Origin of the sequence: Hymenobacter sp. BRD128 (assembly GCF_013256625.1) — a bacterium.
Taxonomy (GTDB): domain Bacteria; phylum Bacteroidota; class Bacteroidia; order Cytophagales; family Hymenobacteraceae; genus Hymenobacter.
In genome coordinates this window covers 4317328-4342247 of record NZ_CP053908.1, presented here as the reverse complement: position 1 = coordinate 4342247, position 24920 = coordinate 4317328, and the positions used below count along the sequence as shown (strand labels likewise).

General features: G+C 61.9%; 27 protein-coding genes. 14 read left to right on the top strand and 13 right to left on the bottom strand.

The window, feature by feature from the left end; genetic code table 11:
- Nucleotides 1-71: 71 nt before the first annotated feature.
- Nucleotides 72-395: a hypothetical protein gene (locus tag GKZ68_RS19225; RefSeq protein ID WP_173117649.1), complete on the bottom strand. Its 324-nt coding sequence runs from the start codon at nucleotides 393-395 to the stop codon at nucleotides 72-74.
- Nucleotides 396-422: 27 nt separating this feature from the next.
- Nucleotides 423-683: a VF530 family DNA-binding protein gene (locus tag GKZ68_RS19220; RefSeq protein WP_173117647.1), complete on the bottom strand. Its 261-nt coding sequence runs from the start codon at nucleotides 681-683 to the stop codon at nucleotides 423-425.
- Between the two features lie 115 nt (nucleotides 684-798).
- Between GKZ68_RS19220 and GKZ68_RS19215 the strand changes: the two genes are divergently transcribed.
- Complete coding sequence (locus tag GKZ68_RS19215) at nucleotides 799-1731, top strand: glycoside hydrolase family 25 protein (protein WP_173117644.1); 933 nt, start codon at nucleotides 799-801, stop codon at nucleotides 1729-1731.
- Nucleotides 1732-1739: 8 nt separating this feature from the next.
- On the opposite strand, the gene GKZ68_RS19210 is transcribed toward GKZ68_RS19215, so the two are convergent.
- Entirely contained in the window at nucleotides 1740-1955 is a 216-nt protein-coding gene (locus tag GKZ68_RS19210) for a hypothetical protein (protein ID WP_173117642.1), read from the bottom strand.
- 98 nt (nucleotides 1956-2053) lie between these two features.
- Between GKZ68_RS19210 and GKZ68_RS19205 the strand changes: the two genes are divergently transcribed.
- Together GKZ68_RS19205 and GKZ68_RS19200 are read left to right on the top strand one after the other, a co-directional pair.
- The gene (locus GKZ68_RS19205; protein ID WP_173117640.1) at nucleotides 2054-2464 is read left to right on the top strand and encodes a septal ring lytic transglycosylase RlpA family protein; all 411 of its coding nucleotides are present in this window, start codon (nucleotides 2054-2056) and stop codon (nucleotides 2462-2464) included.
- A gap of 65 nt (nucleotides 2465-2529) precedes the next feature.
- Nucleotides 2530-2730, top strand: a complete 201-nt coding sequence (locus tag GKZ68_RS19200; protein ID WP_173117638.1) for a hypothetical protein — start codon at nucleotides 2530-2532, stop codon at nucleotides 2728-2730.
- Here GKZ68_RS19200 and GKZ68_RS19195 read toward each other — a convergent pair.
- Nucleotides 2727-3311, bottom strand: a complete 585-nt coding sequence (locus GKZ68_RS19195; RefSeq protein WP_173117636.1) for a DUF6799 domain-containing protein — start codon at nucleotides 3309-3311, stop codon at nucleotides 2727-2729. The genes GKZ68_RS19200 and GKZ68_RS19195 overlap by 4 nt on opposite strands.
- Nucleotides 3312-3579: 268 nt before the next feature.
- Between GKZ68_RS19195 and GKZ68_RS19190 the strand changes: the two genes are divergently transcribed.
- Both GKZ68_RS19190 and GKZ68_RS19185 read left to right on the top strand, forming a co-directional pair.
- The gene (locus GKZ68_RS19190; RefSeq protein WP_173117634.1) at nucleotides 3580-4521 is read left to right on the top strand and encodes a DnaJ C-terminal domain-containing protein; all 942 of its coding nucleotides are present in this window, start codon (nucleotides 3580-3582) and stop codon (nucleotides 4519-4521) included.
- Nucleotides 4522-4563: 42 nt separating this feature from the next.
- Entirely contained in the window at nucleotides 4564-4890 is a 327-nt protein-coding gene (locus GKZ68_RS19185; RefSeq protein ID WP_173117632.1) for a hypothetical protein, read from the top strand.
- A 63-nt stretch (nucleotides 4891-4953) separates the two neighbouring features.
- On the opposite strand, the gene GKZ68_RS19180 is transcribed toward GKZ68_RS19185, so the two are convergent.
- The 5 genes from GKZ68_RS19180 to GKZ68_RS19160 all read right to left on the bottom strand — a co-directional run bounded on the left by GKZ68_RS19180 (nucleotide 4954) and on the right by GKZ68_RS19160 (nucleotide 8354).
- Nucleotides 4954-5670, bottom strand: a complete 717-nt coding sequence (locus GKZ68_RS19180; protein WP_254244296.1) for a zinc/iron permease — start codon at nucleotides 5668-5670, stop codon at nucleotides 4954-4956.
- Between the two features lie 140 nt (nucleotides 5671-5810).
- Nucleotides 5811-6194, bottom strand: a complete 384-nt coding sequence (locus tag GKZ68_RS19175) for a hypothetical protein (protein ID WP_173117628.1) — start codon at nucleotides 6192-6194, stop codon at nucleotides 5811-5813.
- A gap of 56 nt (nucleotides 6195-6250) precedes the next feature.
- Nucleotides 6251-6871 carry a YcxB family protein gene (locus tag GKZ68_RS19170; protein ID WP_173117626.1) on the bottom strand — a complete coding sequence of 207 codons (621 nt, stop codon included), beginning with the start codon at nucleotides 6869-6871 and terminating at the stop codon, nucleotides 6251-6253.
- Nucleotides 6872-7000: 129 nt separating this feature from the next.
- Entirely contained in the window at nucleotides 7001-7867 is an 867-nt protein-coding gene (gene nadC / locus GKZ68_RS19165; RefSeq protein WP_173117624.1) for a carboxylating nicotinate-nucleotide diphosphorylase, read from the bottom strand.
- An 82-nt stretch (nucleotides 7868-7949) separates the two neighbouring features.
- Nucleotides 7950-8354 (bottom strand): DUF4783 domain-containing protein, encoded by a 405-nt coding sequence (locus GKZ68_RS19160; RefSeq protein WP_173117622.1) that lies wholly within the window; start codon nucleotides 8352-8354, stop codon nucleotides 7950-7952.
- A 159-nt stretch (nucleotides 8355-8513) separates the two neighbouring features.
- Here GKZ68_RS19160 and gpmI point away from each other — a divergent pair, with 159 nt between their 5' ends.
- Both gpmI and GKZ68_RS19150 read left to right on the top strand, forming a co-directional pair.
- A complete protein-coding gene (gene gpmI, locus GKZ68_RS19155) occupies nucleotides 8514-10040 on the top strand; it encodes a 2,3-bisphosphoglycerate-independent phosphoglycerate mutase (RefSeq protein WP_173117619.1) in 1527 nt (508 codons plus the stop codon).
- Nucleotides 10041-10156: 116 nt separating this feature from the next.
- On the top strand, nucleotides 10157-10720 hold the full coding sequence (locus tag GKZ68_RS19150; RefSeq protein ID WP_173117617.1) for a hypothetical protein: 564 nt from the start codon (nucleotides 10157-10159) through the stop codon (nucleotides 10718-10720).
- Nucleotides 10721-10740: 20 nt separating this feature from the next.
- Here the strand turns inward: GKZ68_RS19150 and GKZ68_RS19145 are convergent, their stop codons facing one another.
- The 3 genes from GKZ68_RS19145 to prfA form a co-directional block, all read right to left on the bottom strand.
- The gene (locus GKZ68_RS19145) at nucleotides 10741-11163 is read right to left on the bottom strand and encodes a secondary thiamine-phosphate synthase enzyme YjbQ (protein ID WP_173117614.1); all 423 of its coding nucleotides are present in this window, start codon (nucleotides 11161-11163) and stop codon (nucleotides 10741-10743) included.
- 5 nt (nucleotides 11164-11168) lie between these two features.
- Nucleotides 11169-12758 carry a hypothetical protein gene (locus GKZ68_RS19140; protein ID WP_173117612.1) on the bottom strand — a complete coding sequence of 530 codons (1590 nt, stop codon included), beginning with the start codon at nucleotides 12756-12758 and terminating at the stop codon, nucleotides 11169-11171.
- A gap of 153 nt (nucleotides 12759-12911) precedes the next feature.
- A complete protein-coding gene (gene prfA / locus GKZ68_RS19135) occupies nucleotides 12912-13982 on the bottom strand; it encodes a peptide chain release factor 1 (RefSeq protein ID WP_173117610.1) in 1071 nt (356 codons plus the stop codon).
- Nucleotides 13983-14163: 181 nt separating this feature from the next.
- On the opposite strand from prfA, the gene thrA reads away from it, so the two are divergent.
- From thrA to GKZ68_RS19110, 5 genes are all read left to right on the top strand, one after another.
- The gene (gene thrA / locus GKZ68_RS19130) at nucleotides 14164-16614 is read left to right on the top strand and encodes a bifunctional aspartate kinase/homoserine dehydrogenase I (protein WP_173117608.1); all 2451 of its coding nucleotides are present in this window, start codon (nucleotides 14164-14166) and stop codon (nucleotides 16612-16614) included.
- A gap of 136 nt (nucleotides 16615-16750) precedes the next feature.
- The gene (locus GKZ68_RS19125; RefSeq protein WP_173117606.1) at nucleotides 16751-17695 is read left to right on the top strand and encodes a homoserine kinase; all 945 of its coding nucleotides are present in this window, start codon (nucleotides 16751-16753) and stop codon (nucleotides 17693-17695) included.
- A 40-nt stretch (nucleotides 17696-17735) separates the two neighbouring features.
- A complete protein-coding gene (gene thrC / locus GKZ68_RS19120; RefSeq protein ID WP_254244072.1) occupies nucleotides 17736-19058 on the top strand; it encodes a threonine synthase in 1323 nt (440 codons plus the stop codon).
- Nucleotides 19059-19118: 60 nt separating this feature from the next.
- Nucleotides 19119-19784, top strand: coding sequence for a DUF3365 domain-containing protein (locus GKZ68_RS19115; RefSeq protein ID WP_173117604.1), 666 nt, complete (start codon nucleotides 19119-19121; stop codon nucleotides 19782-19784).
- A gap of 71 nt (nucleotides 19785-19855) precedes the next feature.
- Nucleotides 19856-21136, top strand: a complete 1281-nt coding sequence (locus GKZ68_RS19110) for an NAD(P)/FAD-dependent oxidoreductase (protein ID WP_173117602.1) — start codon at nucleotides 19856-19858, stop codon at nucleotides 21134-21136.
- Nucleotides 21137-21203: 67 nt separating this feature from the next.
- Here the strand turns inward: GKZ68_RS19110 and GKZ68_RS19105 are convergent, their stop codons facing one another.
- Nucleotides 21204-22094 carry a LysR family transcriptional regulator gene (locus GKZ68_RS19105; protein ID WP_173117600.1) on the bottom strand — a complete coding sequence of 297 codons (891 nt, stop codon included), beginning with the start codon at nucleotides 22092-22094 and terminating at the stop codon, nucleotides 21204-21206.
- Nucleotides 22095-22211: 117 nt separating this feature from the next.
- Between GKZ68_RS19105 and hppD the strand changes: the two genes are divergently transcribed.
- Entirely contained in the window at nucleotides 22212-23342 is a 1131-nt protein-coding gene (hppD, locus tag GKZ68_RS19100; RefSeq protein ID WP_173117598.1) for a 4-hydroxyphenylpyruvate dioxygenase, read from the top strand.
- Between the two features lie 168 nt (nucleotides 23343-23510).
- The gene (locus GKZ68_RS19095; protein WP_173118553.1) at nucleotides 23511-24719 is read left to right on the top strand and encodes a homogentisate 1,2-dioxygenase; all 1209 of its coding nucleotides are present in this window, start codon (nucleotides 23511-23513) and stop codon (nucleotides 24717-24719) included.
- Nucleotides 24720-24920 lie beyond the last annotated feature (201 nt).

Sequence of the window (24920 nt, the reverse complement as noted above, 5' to 3'; positions counted from 1 at the left end):
GGACCGACCGGCGCCCTTGGTTTCACCCTCTTGAGAGCCTCTGCGATGAGCAGGGGCTTTGTTATTTCTGTTCAATAAAACAGCGGAATGAGTAGCCCGAACCCCACCAGCAAGCTCAGCAGCAGCCAGCCCACGAGCTGGCCCCGGTAGCGGCGCGGCAGCCGGTTGCTGAGCACCAGCACGGCCGCCAGCACCAGCGCCAGGTGCAGCACCAGGAAGGTCACCGTCTTGACCCAGTTGCTGACGATGGTATTATGGGCCTGGTACTGATTGGTTTCGCCCAGGCCCGCCGTGGCAAAGCTGAGCAGGTAGAAGGCGCCGACCTCAAAAGCTATAAAGCCGGCCAGCCCCACTAGCAGGGCTAGCGGCCCCGATTTTTCGCGTAAGTCGGCCATGGGTGCAGAGAAGACAAGACGATGCGGCTAAGGCAAGGGCCGGCCCAGCACCTCGGCCGTGCGCAGGCACACGTACAGGTCTTCGACTTTGGCCCGCGCCCAGGACGTGCGCCGCAGGAAGGTAAGGCTCGATTTCACACTCGGGTTGACGGCAAAACAATTGAGCTTGAGGCGCGCATCGAGGCCCGCAAAACCGTAGTGCGCCACCAGATATTCCAGGATAGAAGCCAGCGTAACGCCGTGTAATTCGCGGATTAAGTGACCGTTAGCATCACGAGCATCGGGCATAAGCAATAGCAGAAAATGAACCAGCACTAAGCCTAGCGGCTTTATCAGTGCAAGCTACGGCCCCGGCCGGCATACGCCGGGCGGCGGGCCGTGCGTTATTTTTGGCTTGCTGCCCATGCCCATGCCTGCTTCGCCTCTGTCTGCTGCTCCGGCTACCGCGCCGCCGCCAACCCCGCGCGGGCGCTGGCGGCGCTGGGTACTGGCCGGGCTGCTGCTGGGGCTGCTGGGCGGCACCTACTACCTGCGCCACCAGCGCCAGCTCAATCGCTATGCCCGGCGCACCTGGGCCACGCTCACCACGCGCTACCTCACGGGCCGCGAAAGCACGCCGCTGCTGGCCGGCTACTCGGTGCACGGCATCGACGTATCGGCCTACCAGGGCCGCATCGACTGGCCCGAGGTGGCGCGGCAGCACGTGCGGTTTGCCTTTATCAAGGCTAGCGAAGGGGCTACCCTGCGCGATGCGCGCTTCCAGCGCAACTGGCGCGAGGCGCGGGCGGCCGGCATCCTGAGCGGCGCTTATCATTATTTTCAGCCCAACCGCGACGGCAGCGAACAGGCTAGCCTGTTTATCCAGACGGTGCCCATCCGGCCCGGCGACCTGCCGCCGGTGCTCGACGTAGAGGCGCCGCGCTTTCACGACGTGGCCGAACTGCGGCGCGAAATCCGCCAGTGGCTGGAGGCCGTGGAGGCACACTACCACGTGCGGCCCATCCTGTACTCCAACTATACCTTCTACCGCCATTACCTGGCCGGGCACTTCGACGACTACCCGCTGTGGCTAGCCCACTACGAGGTCGAGCGCCCCGCCCTGCCCGCCGAGCGCTGGATTATCTGGCAGCATTCCGACGAGGCCTACGTGCCCGGCATTCGGGGCACCGTCGATTTTAATGTGTTTCAAGGCAGCTACGCGGCCTTGCAGGCGCTGCGGGTGGCGCCCGTGCCGCCGCTGGCGAGCCCGCCGCCCGCCGCAGTGCCAAAAAAGGCCGCCCGGCCCGGCAGCTTTCGCAAGCTGCTGAACCGGGCGGCCGAACTGGTGCGGCGCTAACCGCAGCCCTACATTTTGGCCTTCATCTTTTCGCCGGCCATCTTGCCTTTGTGCATTTTGCCGTGCATTTTGCCGTGCATCTTCTCTTCTTTTTTCTCTTCCATTTTGCCTTCCTTCTTCTCTTCCATTTTGCTACCCTCTTTCATAGGAGTAGTTTGGGCGTGGGCAGTGAAGAACAGACCCGACAGAGCAAGGCCAGCGGCGAGTTTCAAGGTATTTTTCATGGGTAGTGTGAGGGGGGAATTGAGAAAAAATGAATTTCGGCCGAAAGATGAGCTTTTATTTCGATACCCCGCGTGAAGGAAAAATGAATTTCATAATTATGCACAAAGCCCCAACTAGCAGCTTGCGCAGCTCATTCTTTGTCAGCTTATTCGCAATCGGATTAGCTTCCTGCGGAACCAGCAAATCAGCGTTCACTGAGTCGGGGCAGGGCTCGTACTATGCCGATAAGTTCAACGGCCGGGCCACGACCAGCGGCGAAATCTATCGGCCCGGCCGGCTCACGGCGGCCCACAACACCCTGCCTTTCGGCACCAAAATAAAAGTAACCAATACCCGTAACGGCCACTCGGTAACCGTGGTCGTAAATGACCGCGGCCCCCACGCCAAAGGCCGCATCGTGGACGTATCGAAGCGCGCCGCCCGCAAGCTCGACCTCATCGACGCCGGCGTAGTGCCCGTAAAAATCAAAGTGCTGCGCATGGGGCCAGTAGCGCACAAGGGTCGCTAGGCCTTCCCTTAAGCAAAAGCGGCCCTCGCCAAGGAGCAAGGGCCGCCGTGAGCCATTTTTGCAGCATGAATATTCGTAAGCAGCTAACCTGGACGCCGCCCGCCGGCGCCAACCGCTTTTCGGCCCTCGACAGTTTCGTACGCGCCGCCGAGGACGAGGACTGGACCGAGGCCGAAATCCAATTTGTTATCGACGAGGTGGTAGAGGCCCGCGACGATGCCGCGGGCCTGGCCATCCTGGTCGGCTACACGCAGCCCTGGCGCTAGCGGCCGGCTTTGGCCTTGGCTTTGGCAGCTTCCTTTTCGGCTTTTTCGCGCTCTTTTTCGGCCTTCTCGCGGGCTTTTTCCAGCTCCTTGCGCTTGCCAGGGTGCTTGAGGTCATAGGCCACGAGCTTACGCACGCTGTCGGCCTCCACCATTTCGCGCTTGCTGGTGATGCGGCCGGTCAGGGAAACATAGTCGCCTTCGTTAAGCTGCGAGGTTACGCCTTCCACATTGGTAACCTGCCCTTTAGTGGTAATAAGCGTGCCGTTTAGCAGGCGCTTATCCTGCTCAATGGGAGCCGTCAGGCCCAGCTCGGTGAGGATGACACGGCCGTTTTGCATAGTCAGGCCATCCTTAGCCATCACGCCGCTGGTTTTGGGGCGGGCCGTGGGGGCGGACCCGGTGCGGCGCGGCGCCACTACCCGGCGCGGGGCTAGCACCCGGCGGGCGGCCGGATTTTGGGTAGCGGGCGACGGCGCAGCAGCGGCCGGCGCGGGAGCCGCAGCCGGCTGCGTTTGGGCCTGGCTGTCAAGTGCAACTAAAAAGGCGCCGCCTAGTAGCAAAGCCGGAATAAGTAACTTCATTGACTGTAAAAGAAATGGTTAAGAAAAATATATAAAACCAATGGGGGTAAAAATACGCAAAATCGTGCCAGTGGCACGCCAAAGAACCGTCATGCGTAAGGCCTGGCCTACGCTGGCTCAGAGCAGCCCATGCTAAAGCCTGAAGTTATGTGTAAAATACAAATCTACGCCACGCACTGCACTTCCCCTGGCTCAACACAACTGGCTTTTTCCGCGTTCAATAAGCTCCCTACCCAACTACTTGTTGCCTCGCTGATTTTTTCTCGTCATGGACTATAAAGATTATTATAAAATTCTGGGCGTCGAAAAGACGGCGACGACCGACCAGATTAAGAAGGCTTACCGCAAACTGGCCCGCCAGTATCACCCCGACGTGAACCCCAACGATGCCACGGCCGAGCAGAAGTTCAAAGAAGTGAACGAGGCCAACGAAGTACTGTCGGACGCGGAAAAGCGGCAGAAATATGACCAGATGGGCGCCGATTACGCGCGCTACCAGCAGGCAGGCAGCGGGCGCGGCCAGGGTGCCGGCGGCTTCGACTGGAGCCAGTATGCGCAGGGCGGCGCTGGTGGCTTCGGGGGCTTTGGCGGCGGGCAGTTTGGCGGTGAAGGCGAAGACTTTTCCGATTTCTTCAGCTCGCTCTTTGGCGGCATGGGCGGTGCCGGGGGTGGCGGGCGCAGCAGCCGGCCCGGAGCCGGCCAGGACTACCAGGCCGAGCTAGAGTTGAGTTTAGCCGAAGCCTACGAAGGTGGGCCGCGCACTATTACGGTGAATGGCAAGAACTTGCGCATTACCATTCAGCCCGGCGTGGCCGATGGCCAGACCATTCGGCTGCGCGACCAAGGCGGCCCCGGCCGCAACGGTGGCCCCAATGGCTCGCTGCTCATCACATTTCGCATCTTGCCCGATGCCCGCTACGCCCGCACCGGCGACGACCTCACCCAGGATGTGCCGGTGCCGCTCTACCGCGCCCTGCTGGGGGGCGAGCAAACGGTGGAAACCCTGGGCGGCCCGGTCAAAATCAAAATTAAGCCCGAAACCGCCAATGGCAGCCGCCTGCGCCTGCGTGGCAAGGGCTTTCCGGTGTACCGCGAGAAAGACCAGCACGGCGACCTCTACCTGCGCCTCAACGTGCAGCTACCCACCAACCTGACGGAAGAGGAGCGCGGGCTCTTGCAGCAGCTAGCCAAGCTGCGCGGCGAAGCCTAACCATTACTCATCAATAATCAGCTAGCAATTAACATTTTAGCTATGGAAACCCGCGTTTTGCTGCTCACCTTTCAGGAAGTTGACGCCCGCTACGGCCTGGGCCGCGCCGAATTGCACCAGTTTGTGGAGCTGGGCCTGCTACGCCCCGCCCCCGCTCCCGAAACCATCGAAGTGGAAGAGCCCGACGAGCTGCTGCCCCGCCTGGCACGCCTGCACCACGGCCTGGGGCTAGCCCCCGAGGCCATCGACCTAGTACTGTTGATGCGCCAGCGCCTACTTGGCCTGCAAGCTGCCCTGGCCCGCGAAACCGCCCGCGCCCGCCAGCTCGAAAACTTTCTGCACGGCACCGGCCCGCTGCTAAGTGAGTGATGAGCAGCAAGGGAGTGTATTGCTGTTTTATTTATTCGAACGACAGTGCGCCCTTACTGCTCATTACCCGTTGCTCACGGCCAGGGCCAGCAGCAGGCCGCCTAGCGTGGCAGCGAGCTTGGGCCAGTTGAGCCGGTGCTCGGGGCTGGTTTCAAAGAGAATGGTGGTCGAAACGTGCAGAAATGTCCCCGCCACGAAGCCAAGCAGCGCGGCGTAGATGCCGCTGCCCAGCAGCTGCTCCAGCACGATGTAATTGCTGAAAACGAGCCCCGCCGGCGAGGCCAGCGCAAACACCAGCAGCCACGGCAGCACCCGCCGGAACAACCCTAGCCGCAGCCGCAGCAGGGTGGCCAGTGCCACGGCGGCCGGCACGTGGTGCAGCGCCACCCCCAGCACCAGGGCGTAAAAATGCTCCCCTATTTTACCGCTGCCCGCCCCGCGCACCAGGATGCTGCCTTCCAGCAGCGAGTGTATCACTAAGGCCAGTACCAGCAGCAGCGGCACCCGGCCTTTTTCGGTGGCATCAGGCGCGTGCACGTGGCCGTGCTCGATGCCCTGCGAAAGTACCTCTAATAGGAGTTGTCCAAAAAAACCAGCCAGCACCCAGTAGCCCACTCGCTGCGGCGTGGCCGGCAGCAACGTTAGCGCCTCGGGCAGAATGTGGGTGATGGTGAGCGCAAACAAATACGCCCCGCTGAATGCCAGCAGGGGCTTGAGCCACTGCCCCGTGCGCGCCGCCGGCACCCTACTCACCAACAGGCCGGCGCCCAGCACTGCCACGGTCAACAAAAGTATCGCAATCCACATAGAGGTACCAAACAGAAAGCTTGCAGCAATGTTGCGAAATTATTCGCAACATTGCTGCAAGCTTTGAAATGAGTGACTGGCACGGGGCCAGCCGCGTTTAGTAGTGAAAAGGCTTACTTGCGGCGAGCGCCAGCCTGGCCCTGGGCCGTATCGGGCGTGGGCGAATCGCCAGCACCTTTTTTCGCCGCTGGTGCCGGGCTGTCGCCGGGCTTCTCGGCGGTGCCCTCCTGGGTGTCGGCCGACATTACGGCGCTGGCCGAGGGGGCGGCGCGCTTGTCGAGCACGGTGCCCGAGTTAACGGGCCGGCTGATGGCGCCGCCTTTCTCTTGGCTAGGGGCCTCGGGCGTGCCCTGGTCGAAATTGTCGCTAGGACGGGTGCCGGGCTCAATCATATCGAGCGACACTTTTTTGTCGGGGCGCCAGTCAGATGGTTCACTGCTGCACGAGGCGAGCAGCACTACGGCGGCCGTAGCCAGGTAGGAAAGCAGCTTTTTCATACGGGTCAAAAAATCCTTACGGAAAACTAAATAAGTTAAAAACTTGGAGCGAGCCGCTAGGCGGCCGGCGCATCGGTCAGCAGGCCTTTGCGGCGCAGCAACGACTCAAACAGCTTACGGTCGTTATCGTTGTTGAACAAACGCAGGGGCAAATGTAGAAACACCGGCACGTCAAACGTGCTGGCTATCCAGCGGCGCCAGGGAGCTAGCTCGGCGGGCGGCGCGCCGGGCTTCAGATACAGGAGGTAGGCATCGGGCTCGCGGCGCACCCGGCCAATCTGGTCCCAGGGCAGGGCCATGGCCCGCTGCTCGCTCTGGCGCAGGATGAGTTGGCGCTGGTCGGCCTCGTAGTTCATGCGCTCAAACAGCGGCTTGCTTTGCTCCATCTGGGTCACGCCCGTCACGAGCGATGAGCGGATGAGCACGAATAGCAGCGCCATGGCTAGCCCCAGCAGCAGCCACCACCACGAGTGCCAGATGGCCGCCGGCAGCACGCCCACCGCAAACGGGATGAGGGCGTACCACCACTCCTTGCGCCACACCTCGCCCATCGCAATGCGGGTGTAAGTGTTGGGGTCAAACTGGTATTTCTTGGTCTTGATGGTGCCGGGCAAGGACTGCGGCGCCTGCTGCTGGCGAAAGCCGCCACTACCGCCGCGTTGATTAGGAGGAATCATAATTTTCTTGTCATGCCATAGCTGGCGTATGCCTGCGAAGCATCTTATCACGTTCGCAGGACTCGAAATAACAGGTGTGCTGGCGGAGGCAGCCGTGATAAGATGCTTCCTTCGTCAGCAGGACATCAATTAGTATGCTTTTAAGCTTAAATCCAAAATAGTAGCTGAGTGCGTGAGCGCCCCGACCGAGATATAATCGACGCCCGTGCTGGCTACTTCGGCAATGGTTTGCTCGGTGATGCCGCCGCTAGCCTCCAGGGGCAGGCGGCCGGCCACCAAGGCCACGGCCTCACGCAGCTGGGCGGGGGCCATATTGTCGAGCATAATGCGGGTGATGCCGCCGGCCCCCAAGGCCTGTTGCACCTCGGCCAGGGTGCGGGTTTCGACCACAATGGGCAGCTGCCGACCGGTGCGGCGCAGGTAGTCGTGGGTGGCCGCGATGGCCGCCGCCACGCCCCCGGCGTAGTCTACGTGGTTGTCCTTCAGCATTATCATGTCGAAGAGTCCGTAGCGATGATTCACGCCGCCGCCGATGAGCACGGCCCATTTTTCGCAAAGGCGGAAATTGGGCGTCGTCTTGCGGGTGTCGAGCAGGCGGGCCTTGGTGCCAGCCAGCAGCGCCGTAAGGTGCGCCGTGTAGGTGGCGATGCCGCTCATGCGCTGCATGCAGTTGAGCACCAGCCGCTCGGCGGTGAGGATGCTACGGGCCGGGCCTTCTACAATGAAGGCTACGTCGCCGTACTTTACCCTAGCCCCGTCTTCGAGCTGCACGCTCATCGTCAGGGCCTCGTCTACCTGCTCGAAAATCAGTTCGGCCAACTGCACACCGGCTAGCACGCCCTCGGCTTTTACCAGGAGCTTGGCGCGGTTGCGGGCCTCGGCCGGAATGGCGGCCAGGGCCGAGTGGTCGCCGTCGCCGACATCCTCGGCCAGGGCCGTGCGAATGAACGTGGTGAGCGCTGCGGGCGTGAGGTAGGGGGCGGGGTAGGCTGGCACCCCGCAAAGGTACGCCGGCCGGCCGGCGCATAAAAAGCCCGGCCGCCTGAGGGGCGGCCGGGCTTCAGCAATTGCGTTTGGGTTATTCTTTAGTGAATTCGAGCGTATCTATCATCGGGTTGGGCTGCTTAGGCTTAAGCTTGATAAAAACCCGGTAGTTGCCATTGCGTCCTACGTAGTGCCCGATAGCGTAGGGAATGCCATCGTTGCTGGCTCCCTGATGCACAATGTCGAAGCTAGCGGGCGGGTTTTTGGCGAATAGATTCTTCATTACCAGCTCGGTCTGGGTGGCGTTGTAGCTCTGCTTATCGCCATCGAACCCGACTTCCACCGACGGAGCCAGAAACTGCGCCAACTCGCGCGACGAGCCGCTGGCAATAGCCGAGCGCACCGCCGAAAGCTGGTCGGCGCCCTGCGCCCGGCCAGGCAGCCTCATTACCAGCAACAGGCAGCTAAAAAGTAATATTCTGGTAAAAAGTCGATTCATAGGAGAAAGCTTCGCGAGCAGGTCGGAGGCGCTTGATGCGGCATAAGCTAAAACTATGCCAGCGAAAGATAATTTGACGAGATTCTGAAGCCTTGTCAGTCGGCCGGAGCCTACTACGGAGCAGAGGTGCTTTAGGGTGCGGCGCGTACTTTTGCTGGCATGAACAAGCAGGTCCTCTTAGTTATTCTGGATGGGTGGGGCATCGCCCCGAACGTAGAAGTGTCGGCCGTTGACAAAGCACAGACACCCTACTTCCACGACTTACTTAAACGCTTTCCGCACAGCACGTTGCAGGCCTCGGGCGAGGCCGTAGGGCTGCCCGATGGCCAGATGGGTAACTCGGAGGTGGGCCACATGAACATCGGCGCGGGCCGCGTGGTCGACCAGGAGCTGGTGCGCATTGCCAAGGCTATTCGGGAGCGCAAGCTCGGGCAGGTACCGGCTTTGAAAGAAGCCCTGGAGTATGCTAAGCAGCACAATAAAGCATTTCATCTTATTGGCCTGCTGTCGGATGGCGGCGTGCACTCGCACATCGACCACGTAAAGGCGCTCTGCACCATTGCCCATGAAGCCGACGTGCATAAGGTTTTCGTGCACGCCTTTACCGATGGGCGCGATACCGACCCCAAGAGCGGCGTGCACTACGTGAACGAGCTGGAACAGTACAATGAGCGCACGGGCGCCAAAATTGCTTCCATCGTGGGCCGCTACTACGCTATGGACCGCGACCAGCGCTGGGAGCGCGTTAAAATTGCCTACGACTTGCTCGTGAATGGCGTGGGCACGCCCTCGCAAAACCTGATTCAAAGCATTCAGGAACAGTATAAAGACGGGGTTACGGATGAGTTTTTGAAACCTATCGTGAAGGTGGGCGCCGACGGGCAGCCGCTCGCCACCATTCAGGAAGGCGACGTGGTGCTGTGCTTCAACTTCCGCACCGACCGGGGCCGCGAAATCACGGAGGCGCTCACGCAGCAGGATTTCAACGCCTATCAGATGCACCGGCTGAACCTGCGCTACCTCACCATGACAACGTATGACGAGACGTTTGTGGGCGTAACACCGATTTTTGAGAAGGATAACCTCGACAATACGCTCGGGCAGGTGCTGGCGGCGCACGGCAAAACGCAGATTCGCATGGCCGAGACGGAGAAATACCCGCACGTCACGTTCTTTTTCTCGGGGGGCCGCGAAAAAGAATTTGCGGGCGAAAGCCGGATTCTGCGCGCCTCACCCAAGGTGGCGACCTACGACCTGGCGCCCGAAATGAGCGCCTACGAGCTGCGCGACGCGCTGGTGCCCGAGCTACAAGCCAATTCGGCCGATTTTGTGGTCATCAACTTCGCCAACCCCGATATGGTGGGCCACACCGGCATATTCGAGGCCGTGGTAAAGGCTGTGGAAACGGCCGATACCTGCGCCCACGACGTGGTGGAGGCTGCCCTGGCGGCTGGCTACGCCACCATCGTGATTGCCGACCACGGCAACGCCGAGTTTATGCGCAACGCCGACGGCTCGCCCAATACGGCCCACACGACCAACCTGGTGCCCTGCATTTTAGCCGACAATAATTACCACGGCACCCTAGCCAGCGGCAAGCTCGGCGACATTGCGCCCACCATTCTGGAGCTGATGGGCGTGCCCCAGCCAACCGAGATGACGGGCCAGAGCCTACTGCGCCCCTAGCCGGCGGGCCGGAACAAAACGGCGGCTTTTTTCTTTTGTCGCAGTGTCCCGCCCCGTGGCAGCACCGGGCGGGACATCTTTTTGCTATGAGTTGTAGAGTACCATTTTACGCGATTGTGGGCACACTGCTGGCCCTCACGGGCTGCGATAAGGGCGCGGCCGCCGACCCGGCCGCGCCGGGCGCGGCGCACCGGGCCGGGCCTTATTTCGACGTGCGGGGCCTGCTCGATGGGCAGGTGCGCCAGCTCACGGCTAGCCACCCCGGCGTAGAAAAGCGCGTGAGCCTGCGCGGCGGCGCGCCCGAAACCGTGCGCGTGCCGCAGGTGAAATGGGCCGATGAATTACAGATTTTTTACCAGGCCGACATCAACAAAGCCGCCCTGCGCGGGGCCTACGCCGTCGATTCGACTAGCCTGCCGGGCGGGGCCGTGCGCCGCACCTACCGCCTGCGCCCCGGCCACGACAATGCGCCCGTGCTGCGCCTCGACGTGACAAGCCAGGCCAGCCAGCCGCAGGAAATAGCTGCCACGCTACGCCAGGATAACACGCTGTTTTTCGGGCAGAAATTGCTGCAGCTACGCCTGCAAAATGGGCGCCTTAGCCAGTACAGCGCCAGTGGCGTGCAAAAGCTGGTGCTGTTCGATACGCTGCGCTACCACACGGCGGCGCGCGTGCTGTAGCGCGAAGCCAGCGCTGCGCGCTACTCGCCCATGAGGGTAGCTACTACCCAGCGGCGGCCGCCGTGGCGGCGGTGCTCGCCCAGGCACAGGCCCTGCCAGGTGCCCAGCAGCAGGCGGCCATTGGCAATGGGCACCGTGACCGAGGTGCCCAGCATGGCCGCTTTCAGGTGGGCCGTCATGTCGTCGGCGCCTTCGAGGGTGTGCTGAAAGTAAGGGGCATTATCGGGGGCTAGCCGGCGGAAATACTCCTGAAAATCGCGCCGCACGGTGGGGTCGGCGTTTTCGGTGATGAAGAGGCTAGCCGAGGTGTGCTGGAGGCAGAAATTGGCGGTGCCCACGCGCAGGGCTTCCAGCTCGGGCAACTCACTCAGCAGCAAATCAGTGATGAGGTGAAAGCCCTCGGCCACGGCGGGCAGGCGCAGGCGTTTTTGAATAAAGCGCATGGTGGCTAGGGCTTGGTGGCGCGGTAGGCCCCAAGGTCGGGGGTAGTCTGGTTGCGCAGCAGATTCAGCAGGTCGCGGGGCGCGGGGGGCGGCACGGCCGTTTTGCTGGCCAGCGCGGGCGAGCCGGGGCCTAGCCGATAGTCACTGCTGGTGCCGGCGTTGATTCGCACAAACTTGGGGTCAGTAAACAGATTATTCAGCCCGGCTTTCGCCAGACCCGGCACGCCGGACGCGTCGGTGGCCGCGCCATAGAGCTGGCTCTTGAGCAGCGTATTCTGCACCTTTACATTAGCCTTATACTCCTCATAATTCTCCAGGTATAACTCATCGTCGGCAGCGCCCCACACGATGGAGTTTTGCACGCTCACGGTCAGGCCCGACGATTTGCGAGGCTGGCCATCGAGCGGCGAAAGGTTGGTAAACGTCAGCGAGGCCGTTTTGCGCACCGCCGAGGTAGCCGGATAATTCGCTATCGTGCAGTAATTGAGCGAGTAGCTGCCGCCTCCGTAGCCGCGCAGGGCGTATTCGTAGCAGTCGCTGAAGAGCGTGTTCTCAGCGGTGACTTTCCCCGAAAAGCTCAGGATGCCGGCGCCTTCCGTGATGCCAAGCAATTTGTAGCTAGCTAGCTGGGTGGCTGCCCCGGCAAAGTTGGCGTTAGCCCCCGATATGTAGCGGATAACACTGTTTTGCAGCAACAAATCGGGCTGGTTAGCTAGGTTCTCGGGGTTGAAAAGCAAGGCGCCATACGCGGCGTTCTGAATCTGGGCGTAGCGAATGACATTGCCGTGGCTGGTGGCGTCGAACAAAATGCCCGTCCATTGGCCCGGCGCGGTAGCGTACTGCGCCTCGCCGCTGCGGTCGCCGGCAAAGCGCACGATGTTGGGGTTGGTAGCCTTCACCGTGTCGGTGTCTTTGGTGCCGGGCTGGTAGTCGCTAGGGTCATTCACGAGCAAGGTGCCCCGCACAATGAGCGCCGCCCCGGCGTGGGCATAAATGCGCGTACCGGGCCTGATACGCAGCGTGCAGTTCGGGGGCACCACCAGGTTGCCGTAGAGCACGTGCGGCCGGTCCTTGGTCCAGATGGTGCCGCAGGGCAGCTCTAGCGGTTTGGCCGTGCCGTCGTGCAGGTAGATATTCTGCCCAAACGAGCGCAGCAGCACGTGCTGGTCCTGGCCGTTGGTACGAAAATTCAGGTTTTCCTGCACTACCAAGGCCTTGGCCGCGCCATTCTGGCCGTTGTCTTTGAGTTGCGCCCGCACCAGGATGAGCAGGCTGTCGTTGCCCCGGATGTAGACGCCGCTCGCCGTCTGCTTCAGGTCGCCGTTGATAAGCAGCGTGTAGGGCGAGGTAGCCGGGTTGTCGAGGCTGATAAGGTCCACGTTTACCGCCTTGGGGTGGCGGTTGTACACCCACAGCCGCTTGGTAACAGTGCGCAGGGTGGTAAACACCGTGTCGAATTTCACCGTGTCGGCCGAGAAGGCTAGCCCGCCCGTAGTTTGCAGCTCTTCCTCGCGCGGCTTGCAGCCGGGCAGCGTCAGGCTAAGGATAGCGCTGGCCAGCAGCAAAACGGGCAATAGGTAGCGAATGTTGAGCACAATAGGGAAACGTCGAAAACCCGTCTGTCATTGCGAGCGCAGCGAAGTAATCGCACCAGAGCGTAGCCGTTCGCACTTTTTAATTCTAATGGGGTCATTTTGATGCGATTGCTTCGCTGCGCTCGCAATGACAGACGGGTTTGCTGGCTAGCCCTACTCCACGCCTACTTTCAGGCGCTCGGCGCTTTCGGCCAGGCGCAGCTGCTCCACAAAGTCGTCGATGTTGCCGTCCATCACGCTCGGCAGGTTATACACGGTGTAGCCGATGCGGTGGTCCGTGACGCGGCCCTGCGGGTAATTGTAGGTCCGGATTTTGTCGGAGCGGTCGCCGCCGCCAATCATGCCCTTGCGGATGGCACCTTCGGCCTCGTTTTTCTTGGCCAGCTCAATCTCAAAGATGCGCGAGCGCAGCACCTGCAGGGCCTTGTCGAAGTTTTTGAGCTGCGATTTCTGGTCCTGGCACTGGGCCACGATGCCCGTCGGGAGGTGGGTGAGGCGCACGGCCGAGTAGGTCGTGTTCACCGACTGCCCGCCGGGGCCGGAGGACATGAATAAATCCTTACGAATATCATTCATATCTAACTCAATGTCGAATTCTTCCGCTTCCGGCATCACCACGATGCTAGCCACCGAAGTGTGAATGCGGCCCTGGGTTTCGGTGGCCGGCACGCGTTGCACGCGGTGCACGCCCGATTCAAACTTGAGCTTGCCGTACACGTCCTCGCCCTTCACGGCCAGCACAATTTCCTTGTAGCCGCCGGCAGTACCTTCCATGGCGTCCACCAGGTCCATTTTCCAGCCCTGCTTTTCGGCAAAGCGCAGGTACATGCGCTGTAAGTCGCCGGCAAAGAGCGAAGCCTCGTCGCCGCCCGCGCCGGCCCGAATTTCCATAATAACGTCTTTCGAATCGTTCGGGTCCTTCGGAATTAATAAATCTTTAATCACGCCTTCGAGGCGCTCGACCTCGGGCTGCAACTCATCGAGCTCGGCCTTGGCCATCTCGCGAAAATCTTCGTCTTTCTCGGTTGCGATAACCTGGCGCGCACCTTCTATATTACTGAGCACCTGCTGATAAGCGCGGTATTCAGCCACAATTTTACCTAGTTCTTTATACTCCTTATTAAGGGACTTGAAGCGCTTCATGTCGCTCATCACCTCGGGCTGCATAAGCTCGTGGTTCACGTTATCGTAGCGCTCGCGGATGGCTTCGAGTTTATCCAGCATTTTGTGGTCGGAAAAAATAGTCAGTAGTTTGCAAAGATACGGCTGAGTAACAACGTCCTTTGCGGTCGGCGTTCCGCGCCCATTCTTCACGCTGGCCTAGGGTTGTCTTTCCCACCCCCGCTAGGCCCTCTCCTACTGCGCGGCCAGCGGCCAGCTAGCCGGGCTTTCGACACCCGTTTGTATGCAAGTCTTGAAGTTCGGGGGCACATCGGTGGCCTCCGCCGAAAATATCGGGAAAGTAATCGCCATCGTGACGAGCGCGCTGGCCCACGGACCAGTGGCCCTGGTCGTATCGGCGCTGGGCGGCACCACCGACGCGCTCATTAGTATCGGCCGCACGGCGGCCGCCGGCAACGAAGCCTTCCGCCAGACCCTGCGCCAGCTCGAAGCCCGCCACCTCACCGCCGCCGAGGCGCTGCTGCCCGACGCGGCAAGCCAGACCGAGATTCAGCCCTGGCTCACCGCCCAGTTTACCGAGCTGGCCCTGCTGGCCGACGGCATTTTTGCGCTGGGCGAGCTCTCGCCACGCACTCTGGACCGGCTGATGAGCTACGGCGAGCTACTGTCGTCGCGCCTCGTGGTGGCTGCGTTCCAGGCTAGGGGCATCGCCGCCGCTTGGGCCGACAGCCGCCAGCTTATCCGCACCAACTCGCGCTTCGGCATGGCGCTGGTCGAGGAGGCCGCGACCGAGCGTCAGGTGCGCCAATTTCAAGCCGAAACCACTGAAAGCCTATGGGTAGCGCCCGGCTTTATCGCCGCCGATGCCGAGGGCCACACCACCACGCTGGGCCGCGGCGGCTCCGACTACACGGCCGCCATTTTGGCCGCCGCGCTGGGGGCCGAGAAGCTCGAAATCTGGACCGACGTGAGCGGCATGCTCACCGCCGACCCGCGCCTGGTGCGCTCGGCCCGGCCCATCGCGCGCATCAGCTACGAGGAAGCCATGGAGCTGTCGCACTTCGGGGCCAAGGTGCTGTACGCACCCACGGTGCAGCCGGTGCGCCGCCGCAGCATTCCGCTGTGGATTAAAAATACCTTCGCGCCCGCCGATTACGGCACGCTGGTGGAGGTGGCGCCGCCGCCCAGCATCGGGGTGGTGCGCGGCCTGTCGAGCATCGGCCACCTGGCTTTGCTCAATTTGGAAGGCAGCGGCATGGTGGGCGTGCCCGGCTTTTCGGCGCGGCTGTTTGCGGCGCTGGCGCGGGCCCGCATCAACGTGGTGCTCATTACGCAAAGCTCTTCGGAGCACAGCATCTGCGTAGGCGTGAGCGAGGGCGACGTGCCCGCCGCGCAAGAGGTAGTAAATGAAGAGTTTGCCGCCGAAATCGCGGCCGGCCGCCTGGAGCCGTTGCGGCCCGAAACGGGGCTAGCCATCGTGGCGCTGGTGGGCGACAATATGCGCAACCACCCCGGCATCAGCGGGCGCCTGTTTAGCGCACTGGGGCACAACGGGGTGAATATCCGGGCCATTGCGCAGGGGGCGAGCGAGCGCAATATCTCGACCGTCATTCGGGCCGACGACGTGCGCAAGGCCATCAACGTGCTGCACGAGGAGTTTTTTGAAGCGACTTATAAGCAAGTCAACCTGTTCATCCTGGGCCCCGGCAACGTGGGCGGCAAGCTGCTCGGCCAGCTGGCGCAGCAGCAGGCGTATTTGCGCGAGAAGCTGAGCCTCGACCTGCGCGTGGTGGCTATTGCCAACAGCCGCCACTGCCTGGTGAGCGACGAGGGCGGCCTCGACCTGCGCACCTGGCCCGGGGACCTGGACGCCGCGCCCAAGCTCTCGCTGGCGGAGCTCACCCAGCTCATTATCAGCAAGAACCTGCGCAACTCCATCTTCGTGGACGTAACGGCCAACCCGGCCGCCGCCGGCCAGTATGCGCCGCTGCTCGCCAAGAGCGTGGCCGTAGTAGCCTGCAATAAAATCGCGGCTTCGGACACCTACGCCACCTACCGCCAGCTCAAGCAGCTAGCCCAGGATTTCAATACAAAGTACCTCTTCGAAACCAACGTGGGCGCGGCGCTGCCCGTCATCGGCACTTTGGGCGACCTCACGCGCAGCGGCGATGTGGTACGCCGCATGCAGGCGGTGCTCTCGGGCACGCTCAACTTCGTATTCAACAACTACGACGGCACGCGGCCCTTCGCCGCGGTAGTGGCTCAGGCCCAGGCCGAAGGCTACACCGAGCCCGACCCGCGCCTCGACCTCAACGGCTCGGACGTGGCCCGTAAAATCCTCATTCTGGCCCGCGAAGCCGGCCAGCAGCTCGAAATGAGCGACGTAGCCAACGAAAGCTTCCTGCCCGCCAGCTGCCTTGCCGGCGACGTGGCCGCGTTCTACGAGCAGCTAGCCGTGCACGAGCCGCACTTCCGCGCCCTCTACGACGCGGCCGCCAGCCAGGGCAAGCGCCTCAAATTCGTGGCTCAGTACGCCGATGGCAATGCCTCAGTGGGCTTGCAGCAGATTGCGCCCGGCCACGATTTATATGAGTTGCGCGGCAAGGATAATGTGGTGCTCTTCTACACCGACCGCTACCCCGAGCAGCCCCTGGTGGTGAAGGGTGCCGGCGCCGGGGCCGAGGTCACGGCCTCGGGCGTGTTTGCCGATATCATCCGGGCGGCCCGATTGTAGTCAATCCATTACTGAATCATCGTCATGCTGAGCTTGCCGAAGCATCTCGCGTGCAGCAGTAATTTAATCGTTTAACGATGCGGGCGAGATGCTTCGACAAGCTCAGCATGACAACGATTTTTCGTATCCAGTAGCCATGCCACTTCCTTCCTCCGTCACCGTGCACGCGCCGGCCACCATTGCCAACGTTGGCTGCGGCTTCGATGTGCTGGGCCTGTGCCTCACCGCGCCCTACGATACCGTGCGCCTCACGCGCCGCGAGCAGCCCGGCCTCGTTATTCACCACCTCGACGACTACGACCTGCCCACCGACCCCAACCGCAACGTGGCCGGCGCGGCCCTGCTAGCCCTGCTGCGCGCCGTGCCCGAGCCGCTGGGCTTCGAGGTCGAGATTACGAAAGGCATCCGGCCGGGCAGCGGCATCGGCAGCAGCGCAGCCAGCGCGGCGGGCGCCGTAGTGGCCGCTAATGCACTGCTCGGCAATCGCTTCAGTAATAAAGAGCTGATTGACATGGCTATGTATGGCGAGGCCGTGGCCTCGGGCGTGCGCCACGCCGACAATATTGCGCCGGCCATTTGCGGCGGCTTCACGCTGGTGCGGGCCATTACGCCCACGCTCGATGTGCTGGCCCTGCCCGCCCCGCCGCTGTGGGTGGCCGTGGTGCACCCGCAGTTTGAAGTTAAAACCAAGGAGGCCCGCGCCGTGCTGCCTACCTCGGTGCCGCTAGCCCTGGCCGTGCGCCAATGGGCCAACGTAGGCGGCTTGGTAGCCGGCTTCCTCACCCACGACAACGAGCTGATTGCTCGGGCTCTGGAAGATTATATTGTGGAGCCGGCCCGCGCCTCGCTCATCCCCGGCCTGGGCGATGCCAAGCGGCTGGCCCTGGCAGCCGGTGCGCTGGGCGGTGGCATCTCGGGCTCGGGGCCAGCCATTTTTATGCTCAATAAAGATGAGGCCACGGCCCACGCCGCCGCCGAAGCGCTGGGCAGCGTGTACCGCAAAATGGGCATCGATTTTCACCTGCACGTGGGCCCCATTGCCAGCCAGGGCGCGCGGGTAGTGGCATCGGCATCGGAATAGATTTTAATGAACAAGACCGTCATACTGAACGCAGGGAAGCATGACGGACGGTACGGTAGCCTTAAAAACCATGAACTACTACAGCCTCAACCGCCAGTCGCCACTCGTCGATTTTCGCACGGCTACCATTGCCGGGCAGGCGCCCGACGGCGGCCTGTACTTCCCCGAAACCATCCCGCAGTTTTCGGCCGATTTTCTGCAAAACCTGGCTAGCCTCTCCCGGGCCGACATTGCCTATGCTGTGATGCAGCCCTACGTGGGCGGCACCATTCCGGAGGCCGACCTGCGCCGCATCTGCGCCGAAACGGTTGATTTTGCCTTTCCGCTGGTGCCCATCACCGGGCAAATTGGCGCGCTGGAGCTGTTTCACGGCCCCACGCTGGCCTTCAAGGACGTAGGGGCGCGCTTTATGAGCCGCTGCCTGGGCTACTTCTCACGGGGCGAAGCCAAGCCGGTGACGGTGCTGGTGGCTACTTCGGGTGATACGGGCGGGGCCGTGGCGCACGGCTTTCTGGGCGTGCCGGGCGTGGAGGTCGTTATCCTCTACCCCTCGGGCAAGGTGAGCCCCTTGCAGGAATTGCAGCTTACCACGCTGGGGCAAAACATCACTGCCTTAGAGGTTAGCGGCAACTTCGATGACTGCCAGCGCCTCGTGAAGCAGGCTTTTCTGGATGAGGAACTGACGAGCCGCCGGACCCTTACCTCGGCCAACAGCATCAATGTGGCGCGCTGGCTGCCGCAGCAGTTGTACTATTTATTCGCTTTGCAGCAGTGGGCGCCGGCCGCGCCGCCGGTTATTGCAGTACCCAGCGGCAATTTCGGCAACCTCTGCGCCGGGCTGCTGGCTCAGGCTTCGGGCTTGCCGGTGGGCCACTTTATTGCCGCCTGCAACGCCAACGACGCGGGCGCCGAGTACCTGCGCACCGCCGTTTTCACCCCCAAAACGGCGGTGGCGACTATCTCGAATGCCATGGACGTGGGCCACCCGAGCAACTTCGTGCGCATCCTAGAGCTGTTCCGGCACGAGCACGCTGCCATCCGCCAGCTGCTGAGTGGCTACACGGTGAGCGACGCCGCCACCAGCGCCACCATCCGGCGCGTGGAAGCCGAACACGGCTACCTGCTCGACCCGCACGGCGCGGTGGCCTTTTTGGCGCTAGAAAAATACCTGGCCGAGTACCCGGCCGCGGCGGGCTTTCTATTGGCCACTGCCCACCCGGTGAAGTTTCCGGAGGTGGTAGAACCACTCATCGGCCGCAAGATTGAGCTGCCGGCCGCCCTGCACTACCTATTGGAAAAGCCCAAGCATAGCGTGCCGCTGGCTCCCAGCTACGAGGCACTGCGGGCGTGGCTGCTGGCCTAGCCGCAACCTTCGGCCAGCCTTAGCAGTTGCCGCAATATGGTTTTGTCAAAAATCAAGTTTATGCTTCCCGCCTTGCTTGGGCTGGCCGCTTGCCGGCCCGACCAGGTGCGGCACCTGCCCGGCACCAAGCAGATAGCCGAAGAAACTGCCAACTGGGAGGCCATTCGCATCATGCCCGCCGACTTGCTGCACGCCACGCGCTGGGCCGGCGACTCCCTTACCGCCTACGCCGACACGCTGCTGCGCCGCACCCTGGCCCGCGAATTGAAAAAAGGCACCCTAGCCCAGGCAGCCAACTTCTGCCGGCCCCAAAGCTACCCGCAGGTCGATTCGATGGCCCGCAAGTGGCACGCCAGCCCCCGCCGGGCCGAGTGGCAGCCCACCCCGGCGGCGGCCACGCCCGCCGCCGTGGCCGCCGCCGGCCTGCAGCCCGATACCATGCGCCTGATTGGCCGGCCCGCCATTGACACATTTTACTACCAGCGGCCTATTATTCTAGCCAATAATATTTGCCTGCGCTGCCACGGCCAGCCCGGCCGCGACCTGACCCTGGCCGAAGCCCAGCTGCTGCGGCAGCAGCACCCCGGCCTGCGAGCGGTAAGCCGGCAGCGGGGCCAGGTGCTCGGCGCCTGGCAGCTCACCCTGGAGCGCAGTGGCGTAGCTGAGTTTTATACCATGAAGACGCGCAAGAAGTGGAAGGAGCACAAGATGCCCAAGCTTTTTTAGCGGCGCCGGCCGTTTAGGCTGAACGGTGCCGTTTGTACGTAAAGCTGCTTTTCTCGCTTCTGCTATTCGTTATGGCTAATTCTACTGGTTCTACTGACCCCATTATCATTATCGGCGCGGGCATGGCCGGGCTAGCCTGCGCCAACTGGCTGCACCGCGCCGGGCGGCCCGTGCTGGTGCTCGAAGCTACCGACGCCGTGGGCGGCCGGGTGCGCACCGATGTCACGCCCGACGGCTTTCGGCTCGACCGGGGCTTCCAGATTTTGCTGACCAACTACCCCGAGGCCCGGCGCATGTTCGACTACGGGGCGCTGAACCTCAAATCGTTTCGCTCGGGCGCAGTTGTTAGAATGACCGACGGGCACGAAACCACGCTCGAAAATCCGCTGCACGCGCCTATTATGGCCTTTGCCGCCCTGGCCTCGCCCATCGGCACGGCCAAGGACAAACTTTTATTGGCCAAGCTGGTAGCGCAGTTGGCTGGCTGCACGCCCGCACAGCTGCTAGCCCGGCCCAGTGTGGCGACAATTGACTACCTGCACCGCTACGGCTGGAGCGAGCAGATTATCACGAATTTCTTCAAGCCTTTCTTTGGCGGCGTGTACCTCGACCGCGAGCTTGGCACGGCCAGTAATTTCTTCGAGTTCGTGTTTCAGCAGTTTGCGCAGGGTGCGGCGGCGGTGCCCGCCCTCGGCATGCAGCAACTGCCCGAGCAGCTGGCCGCCCGCCTGCCCGCCGAGGCTATTCGCCTAAGTATGCCTGTAATGGCCGTATCCGAAGGTGGCCGCCGCGTGCACCTGGCCAGCGGCGAAACCCTGGCCGCCGCGGCCGTGGTGCTGGCCACCGATGGCCCGGCCGCCGCCCGCCTGCTGGGGGCCGACTTGCCGGCCCCGGCTAGCCCCGCTGCCCGGCCCACCACCTGCACCTACTTTGCCACGGCCGGCGCCGCGCCCAGCCACGGCCACAACATTCTGCACCTCAATGCCCGGCCCGGCGCGCTGGTACACAACGTGGCCTTCCCGGCCGAAACGGGTGCCAGCGTGGCGCCCCTTGGCCAGGGCCTCGTATCGGTGAGCACCCACGGCGAGCACGGCTTGCCGGAAGATGCGCTAACTGCCCGCCTGCGCGCCGAGCTGATAGCCTGGTTTGGGCCAGTGGCTAATATGTGGCGGCACCTGCGCACCTACCGCATCGAGCAGGCGCTGCCCGTATACGGGCCCGGCCAGCCCGCCCAGCAGGAATTGCAGCTCGGCGATACGCTTTTTCGCTGCGGTGATTGGGTTAGCTACCCCTCGCTCAATGCCGCGCTGGGCACCGGCCGCCAAGTAGCCGACATGCTGTTAGTGCATTAAGTAGCTGGAATGAGGAGTGGAGAAGTAGCTACCCGGTAATTTTTCATGCCAACTTCTTGGTTTCTTATCATACCAGCGCCACTAGCGCCTGCAGCAATGGCGCGGGCCGCTCGGCCAAATAGGCCACGCACTGCGTGAGCAGCACGTTTTCGCCGCCCGCCACGCGCAGGGGCCTAGCCACCACGCCCGGTACCGTGCTTAGGTCGAAGAACGAAGGCACGAAGGCCACCCCCAACCCCAGCCGCACCAGGTTGCTGAGCAGTTCCAGCGACGATACTTCCTGCACAATGGCGCCGCGCCGACTGAAGCCCGCCTGCTGGCACAGGTGCTCTATCTCATCGTATACCGGGTGCAACGGGCGGCTGATTTCGACCCATTTTTCGTGGGCTAGCGCTTCCAGGGGCACTTCGGCTAGGCTAGCCAACGGGTGCGCCGTGGGCAGGGCCACGGCTAGCCCGCCCTGGCCAAAGGGCCGCGCCGCCAGCTCCGTGTGCAGGAGCGGCAACATGGTGAGGCCTAGCCCGATGCGGCCGGCCACCAGCGCCTCCTGCACCGCCCGAAAAGTGGGCAGCTCGTGCAGGTGAAATTGCACATCGGGAAAGCTGGCGCTGAAGCGCTGCACAATACCCACCAGCCGGTCGGGGCGCAGCAGCTGGTAGTAGCCCAGTTCTACCGTTTTCTGCTGCGAGCCCACGCGGCGCACGTTCTCAATGGCCTGGCGGCTAAGGTGCAGCAGGTTTTGTGCTTCGGCCAGAAACGCAACGCCGGCTTCGGTGAGCACCACCCGGCGCTGGCGCGTGCGCTGCTGGTGGTCAAATAACTCGACCCCTAGCTCGCTTTCCAATAGCTGAATCTGCTGGCTCAAAGCGGGCTGCGACACGCACAATTTCTCGGCGGCCCGGCCGTAGTGCAGCGCGGTGGCAACCTCGGCAAAGTAGCGCAGCTGGCGAAGTTCCATCTGGCAAATTTCGATAAGAAATTCTTATTAGCCTCATAAGAAGCCGATATTGGACAAGCTGGCTAACAGGCATTAGTATTGCGCTCAAAGCCAACCTTATCCCACCCTTATCCCATCATGGAAACCCTCGTTGCCCAGGAGCTACAACAGCGCGCCACCACCGATTTCTTGCCGCTGCTCGGCACTGATTACCTGGAATTTTACGTCGGCAATGCCAAGCAGGCGGCCTACTATTACAAGGCCGCGTTCGGGTTCCAAACGGTGGCCTACGCCGGCCCCGAAACCGGCGTGCGCGACCGTGCCAGCTACGTAGTGCAGCAGGGCAAAATTCGGCTGGTACTCACTACCGCTATGCACTCCGACCACGAGATTTCGGAACACGTGCGCCAGCACGGCGACGGCGTTAAAATCTTGGCCCTGTGGGTGGATGACGCCTTCGAGAGCTACGAAAAAACCATGAGCCGCGGCGCCCGCAGCTACCAGGAGCCCCAGGTGCTCACCGATGCGCACGGTGAGGTGCGCACGGCCGGCATCTACACCTATGGCGAAACGGTGCACCTGTTTGTGGAGCGCAAAAACTACCACGGCGCCTTTCTGCCCGGCTACGTGGCCCAGCAGTCCGATTTTAGCCCTAGCGAAGTGGGCCTGCGCTACGTAGACCACTGCGTGGGCAACGTGGGCTGGAACCGCATGAATGCTACCGTGAAGTGGTACGAGGACGTGATGGGCTTTGCCAACATCCTGAGCTTTGACGATAAGCAAATTACGACCGAGTACTCAGCCCTGATGAGCAAGGTGATGAGCAACGGCAACGGCTACGTCAAATTTCCCATCAACGAGCCGGCCGAGGGCAAGAAAAAGTCGCAGATTGAGGAGTACCTCACCTTTTACGAGGGTGAGGGCGTGCAGCACATCGCCGTAGCTACCGACGATATTATCGGCACGGTGCGCGAGCTGCGTAGCCGCGGCGTGGAGTTTTTGAATACACCCGATAGCTACTACGATACGCTGCTGGCCCGCGTGGGCCACCTCGACGAGGATGTGGAGGCCCTGCGCGCCCAGCGCATCATGGCCGACCGCGACGAAGAAGGCTACCTGCTCCAGATTTTCACTAAGCCGGTAGAGGACCGTCCCACGGTATTTTTTGAAATCATCCAGCGCAAGGGTGCCAAGAGTTTCGGCGCCGGTAATTTTAAAGCTCTGTTTGAGAGCCTGGAGCGCGAACAGGACCGCCGGGGCAATTTGTAATGTGCGCGCCGATTGTCGTTGCGCACAAAGCGAAGCACTCGCCCTAGAACGAAACTAGCAGAACGAGTTAGTAGCACAGGTATCGTTCAGGTACGATTGCCGCGCCGCGCTCCACTGCGTTTCGCCGCAGTGACAGACGTTTTTATTCAGTCCTTCCCCACCCACCCAATGCCCATCTACCACAAGCTTGGCCGCTTGCCGCACACGCGCCACACGGTATTTGAGAAGCCTGAGGGCGGCCTGTACTACGAGCAATTGTTCGGCACCATCGGCTTCGAGGGTATGTCGTCGCTACTGTACCACCTGCGCCGGCCCACCACGGTGCAGGAAATTGTGGGCGAGACCGACCTCACGCCCAAAATTGCGATTGCGAAAAGCATCAAGGCTCGGCTCTTAAAAGGCTTCGAGGTGCCGCCGCAGGAGGATTACCTGGCTAGCCGCACGCCGGTGCTGGTAAATAGCGACGTGCATATCGTGCTGGCTGCCCCGCGCCACTCGCTCACGGCGTATTTCTATAAAAATGCTGATGCCGACGAGCTGCTGTTTATTCACAAAGGCAGCGGCAAGCTGCACACCCAACTCGGCAACATCCGCTTCGGGCCGGGCGACTACCTGTTGGTGCCACGCGGCATTATCTACCAAATCGAGTTTGATACGGAGGATAATCGGCTATTTATTGCCGAGTCGTTTCACCCTATTTATACGCCCAAGCGATACCGCAATTACTTTGGCCAGCTGCTGGAACACGCGCCCTACTCGGAGCGCGACTACAAGCTGCCGGAAGAACTCGAAACGCACGACGAGCTAGGCGACTTCACCATCAAAATCAAGAAGCAGGGTATCTTGCACGAGTTGGTGTACCCTAGCCACCCCTTCGATGTGGTGGGCTGGGATGGGTATAATTATCCCTACGGGATGAATATCCGCGACTTTCAGCCCGTCACCGGCAAAGTGCACCAACCGCCACCCGTGCACCAGCAGTTCGAGACGAAGGCATTTGTGGTGTGCTCGTTTGTGCCCCGGCTGTTCGATTACCATCCGCAGGCCATTCCGGCGCCCTACCACCACTCCAATATCGACTCCGACGAGGTGCTGTATTACGTGGATGGCAACTTCATGTCGCGCAACAACATCGCCCAGGGCCACATCACGCTGCACCCCGGCGGCATTCCGCACGGCCCCGCGCCGGGTGCCTATGAGCGCAGCATCGGCAAAACCGGCACCGACGAATGGGCAGTGATGATTGACACCTTCCGTCCGCTTATGCTGACCGAAGCCGCGCTAAAACTTGATGATGGCGTGTACTACCAGTCGTGGCTGGAGCCCGCCAGCCCCACTACCGCTAGCCCCGACCAACGCCTCGAACGTCTTGAATAACAAACTTATCAACTCCTCACTCTACTCCTACTCTTAGCGGGCGGGAGTAGAGTGAGAAGTTGATAATTACATAAAGGAATTACTCGCTCAATTTGAGCAGCATCCCGAAATAGTCTCTTAACGACAAGACTCCAAAAACGAAGGCTGGTAGTCATCAGTTTGCTACGCGGTGGCATGGCCGGTGGTGGTACCCACATGCGC